This window comes from Steroidobacter sp., from assembly GCF_016790065.1.
In the GTDB taxonomy this organism is placed as follows: domain Bacteria; phylum Pseudomonadota; class Gammaproteobacteria; order Steroidobacterales; family Steroidobacteraceae; genus Steroidobacter.
The window spans coordinates 1-5,007 of the sequence record NZ_JAEUPY010000702.1; the positions used below are offsets into that span (position 1 = coordinate 1).

At 59.9% G+C, this 5,007-nt stretch carries 4 protein-coding genes; all 4 read right to left on the minus strand.

Annotated elements, in window-relative coordinates; all coding sequences use genetic code 11:
- Positions 1-25 precede the first annotated feature (25 nt).
- Positions 26-1,792 (minus strand): dipeptide ABC transporter ATP-binding protein, encoded by a 1,767-nt coding sequence (locus tag JNL55_RS28850; RefSeq protein ID WP_293862817.1) that lies wholly within the window; start codon positions 1,790-1,792, stop codon positions 26-28.
- Complete coding sequence (locus JNL55_RS28855) at positions 1,789-2,622, minus strand: ABC transporter permease (RefSeq protein WP_293862819.1); 834 nt, start codon at positions 2,620-2,622, stop codon at positions 1,789-1,791. The genes JNL55_RS28850 and JNL55_RS28855 overlap by 4 nt, the downstream gene beginning before the upstream one ends.
- A gap of 36 nt (positions 2,623-2,658) precedes the next feature.
- Positions 2,659-3,600: an ABC transporter permease gene (locus tag JNL55_RS28860; RefSeq protein ID WP_293862823.1), complete on the minus strand. Its 942-nt coding sequence runs from the start codon at positions 3,598-3,600 to the stop codon at positions 2,659-2,661.
- A gap of 3 nt (positions 3,601-3,603) precedes the next feature.
- Positions 3,604-5,007, minus strand: a 1,404-nt coding sequence (locus tag JNL55_RS28865) for an ABC transporter substrate-binding protein (RefSeq protein WP_293862825.1), incomplete at its 5' end; no start/stop codon positions are given.

The following is a 5,007-nucleotide window of genomic DNA, read 5'->3' on the forward strand; positions in this document are numbered from 1 at the left end:
ATCTGGTGACCCCAACGTAACCGCATCAATTCGACGCTGCGACCAGGACTCGATGCCCCGGCTCTACCTCGATCAGCGTACCCACGCCCTGCATGTGCTCGGGATCCAGATAACGCGCAGCACCGGCACTCTGCTCCGGCAATACTCTGCGACGTACGCTGAAACTCGTCCGCTCAGTGATCAGCTCAGGAAATGACGCCACTAGGCGGCGTGTATACGGATGTTGTGGCCGCCGTAGCACACTTTCACGGCTGCCCTCCTCCATGATCGCCCCCCGATGCAGAACAACGACGCGGTGAGCGATCTCTTCCACAACAGCCAGATCATGAGAAATGAACAGACAGCCGAAACCATGAGTCTGTTGCAGAGTTCGTAGCAGCTGTAGCACTTGCGTCTGCACGGTCACATCCAAGGCCGCACACGGTTCATCGGCAACCAGCAACTGAGGCTCGGCAACCAGGGCGCGTGCAATTGCCACGCGCTGTCGCTGACCACCCGAGAGTTGATGCGGGAATCGATCGGCGAATCCAACGCCCAAACCTACGCCTTCCAGTAACCTCGCGACGCGCTGCCGCCGTTCGGCTGCCGTCACTCCTGGCAGATCTCGCAGCGGCTCGGCAATGATTTGTTCGACTCGCATGCGTGGATCCAGGGACGAGAACGGATCTTGGAACACGATGCCGATGCGACGACGGCGTGCGTCGCGACGAGACAAGGACGCGAAATCCACACCGTCGATCTCGATGCGACCACGCGTGGGCGGCACCAGCCCCATGATCACGCGAGCGATCGAAGTCTTGCCAGAACCAGACTGGCCCACCAGGCCGACCGTCTCGCCGCGCGCCACGCGCAAACTCACATTGCGAACGGCGTTGACGGGACTAGAACGGCGAAACAAGCGACGCGTGCCTGGGTAAGTGATGTCGAGTGCTTCGACCTTCAACGCATCCACCGACTGCACCTGCGAAACCAGCTCACGCCGCTTCGGCACCGACTCGAGCAAGGCACGCGTGTACGTTTCACGCGGCGCTGAAAGAATCGCACTCGTCAAACCTTCTTCGACGATGCGACCAGACTGCATCACGATCAAGCGACTGGCATAGCTGGCGACCAGGCCCAGATCGTGGGAGATGAGCAGCACTGCCGTTCCAGCTTCGCGCGTCAGTTCCACCAGCAAGTTGAGCACGTCCTGCTGGTTGATGCTGTCAAGCGCAGTGGTCGGTTCATCCGCGATCACTACTTTGGGTCGCAACAGCATGACGCCAGCAATCATGATGCGTTGACGCATACCGCCCGAAAACTCATGCGGGTAGCGATCCATCGCCGACTTAGGGTCGGCAAACCCCACCCGCGCGAGCATGTTTACCGCGCGCGCCTCTGCCTCGTTCTTGTCGATCGAATAGTGCAGCATCTGTGCTTCAGTCAGTTGCCGTGCAATGCTCAGCGCTGGATTCAGTGAAGTCAGCGGCTCCTGAAAAATGAGTCCGACTGCCGCGCCACGCAGCTGTCTGAGTTGTTCCGCATTGAACCCCGCAAACGAGCGACCTTCGAACCGAATCTCGCCGGTTCGAACCGCACTCTCCGGAAGCAGATCCAGCAACGCCCGGCCGAGCAAGGTCTTGCCACTACCGGACTCTCCGACCAGGCCGATGATTTCTCCAGGAACTATCTGCAGCGACGCACCTTCAACGGCGACATGACTACCGAAGCGAATCGTCAAATCGGCGACACCCAACACTGCGGTTACCGGTTCGGGCATCGATGCAATCACTCTCACGGGGCCGACGTTCATCGTTGTTTCATCCTGGGGTCCAGGTGATCTCGCAGAGCGTCGCCCGCCAGATTGATACCGAGCAACGCCAGGGAAATCGCCACTCCGGGACACACTGCCAGCCACACCGCCTTGTCCAGGTGCGAGCGGGATTCGGCCAACATTCCGCCCCAAGTAGCACTGGGTGGCGGCACGCCCAATCCCAAGAAACTGAGCGCACTCTCCGCCAGCAAGGCGACTCCGACCAGCGTGGTGGACAACACGATCAGCGGCGACATGCAATTCGGCAGAATGTGGCGCGCGATGATCCAGGCATGACTGTGCCCCATGGCCGTCGCCGCCTCCACGAATTGATTGCGACTGACCGACAACGCGGCAGCGCGAACAGAACGCACGACCGACGGAGTGAAGGCCACTCCCAGCGCGAGAATGACACCCATTCGTGACGGACCGAACACAGCAGTCAGTCCGAGTGCCAACAGAATTCCGGGGAATGCCATGAGCGCATCGGTCAGAAAGCCGATGCCGCGATCCAGGTTGCCGCCAAAATATCCGGCCATCGATCCGATCACCATGCCCACGAGCACCGCAAAGCTGACCGCGCCGAGACTAATGGCGATGCTGCTGATCGCGCCGGCCAACACCCGGCTGAACACGTCGCGGCCAAACTGGTCGGTGCCCATCCAATGTTCCGGTGAGGGTGGCTGCAATCGCGCCATCAAATCCGGTTCGACCGGATCGAACGGCGGCGCCAACAGCCCCGCGAGGCCAGCTACCAGCACTAGTGCGATCAGCGACAAGCCCACGATCGTTCGTAGTGGCATGCTACGTTTGGCTGCAGACGCGCTCATTACCAAAATGCTCACTGCCCCTCCGTCAATACTCGATTACAGCCGCACTCGTGGGTCGAACAGCGGATACATGAGATCGACCAGCAAATTGACTAGGATGTAGATCGTGGCAATCACCAACAAACATCCCTGCACCACTGCATAGTCACGTGCATAAATACTCTCAACCAGCAACCTACCCGCGCCCGGCAACGTGAACACCGTCTCGACCACAGCCGCGCCGCCCAGCAAGTGCCCGAGAATCAGACCGATAATGGTCAACGCCGGACCAAATGCGTTTGGAAATACGTGCACACCGAGTACGACGCGTTCCGGCAATCCCTTGGCGCGCGCGTGCGCCACGTAGTCCAGACGTAGAATGTCGATCGTGCTAGCGCGCATGATGCGCGTGATAGACGCCATCTCCGTAAGCACCAGCGCGACTACCGGCAGGATCAGATAACTCACGCCCTGCAGTAGATCGTCGCTGAGAGCTACATAGCCGACGACCGGCGCCCACCCCAGAACCACGCCGAATACCAACAGCAGCAAGATCCCGACCCAGAAGCTGGGCACCGACATCATCAGCACTGTGCCAGCAACCACGGTCGCATCGAGCCCGCTACCCTGGCGCCAAGCGGCAACGATGCCCATGGGCAGTGCTATGGAAGCGGCAATCGCCGTAGCAATCAGCACGATCTGCGCAGTTACCGCGAAGCGGCTCGTAACCAAGTCCAGCACCGGCTCATGCGTGATCAACGATTGACCAAGGTCGCCGTGCAGTAGCCTCTGCAACCACAGCCAGAACTGAGTCGCGAGAGGCTGGTCCAAGCCGAGCGAACGCCGGATTTCCTCCAACGCCTGGGGATCAGAGGTGTCGCCGACCAGTAGCAACGCCGGATCGCCCGGAATCGCGCGGATCAGCAGGAATACCAACAGCGCCACCATGAACAACAGCGGCACCGCCAGCAACAATCGTTTGAAGATGTAACTACCCATCGCTTACCTGGCGATTCTCACATTCCAAAGCCGCGGCATCTTCACTGGCCAGGTTTCGTAACCGCTCACATTGCGGCCGCTGACCTCGATGGCATCTGGATTGAACAGCGGCAACAGCGGCACATCGGCGATCATGCGCCGATGCAAGTCCTCGATCAGCGCCTGGCGGGCCGGTTCGGCAGCTTCCAGACTGATGCGCAACACCAAGTCGTCGGTTCGAGGGTCATCCCATTGATAGAACGCGCTCTTCGCTTTGCGTCCGATGAGCGGCGCCAGATCGAGCGACGGATCGATCTTGGTGGAATAGCCGAACGACATCAGCTGGAACTTGCCTTCACGATAGTTGGAAAGTTGCGTGGTCCAGTCGACGACTTCCAGCTCCACTGCCAGGCCCACCTTTGCCAACATGGACTGGATGATGACAGCATTGTCGTGCATCGTCCGGTAGCGCTTGTTGGTTTGCAGCTTCAAACGCTGGCCACGATAGCCCGCCTCGCTCAACAGTTGCTTCGCCGCCTTGATGTCGTAAGGCATGCGTTGATTCAAAGCAGCCGAGTGCCAACGACTCGCAACCGCGATCGGCGAGGGATTAGCGCTCGACTTGCCATTGCTCACAGCTTTCGCGAGCGCCGGAGCATCGACTGCGGCTGCAACGGCCCTGCGAATGCGCACGTCGCGTAGCAAAGGATCTTGTGTTTGCAACAACAACGCATCCCAGTCCAACCCTGGTGTGATTTGCGTGTTGAAGCGCTGCGCGGGAAATGGCAAGTCAGTCGAATCGACGTTGGTCATAATGTCGAGCTGGCCCGCGAGCAGCGCGGCCTTCTGCGCCGCATGTTCCGGAATCACCAGCCAGCGCAACTTCTCCACCAACGCCTGCTTGCGCCCCGCCATGCCCGACGCCGGTTGCGATGCCGGCGCGTAGTTGGCGAAGCGCGTCAAGTGAATCCACTGCCCCTTCTTCCATTCGACGAACTGGAATGGCCCCGTGCCGATCGGTGCTTTCCAACTGCCATCCGCCGCCACCGAGTCTCGATGGAGCACGGCGGGCATGCACTGCAAGCTTGCCATGCCTTCGAGGAACAACGGACTGGCTCGATCGAGACGAAACACCACGGTCTCTTGATCGACGACCTCCACCGACAGCACTTTTACGCTGGCAACTGCCACACCGGTGAACAGATTCCTGCAAGTCCAACGCGTCTCGGCATTGAGCAGACGATCCCAGCTCCATTTCACGTCAGCCGCTTTGACCGGCGCACCATTGTGAAACCGCAATCCCTTGCGCAATACGAACGTGTAGACGCGGCCGTCCTTCGAAACGTCGTACGATTCGGCCAGCATGGGAGCAACGGAGAAGTCACTGCGGTAGGCAACCAGGCCTTCGACCACATGGCTCAAGACCGA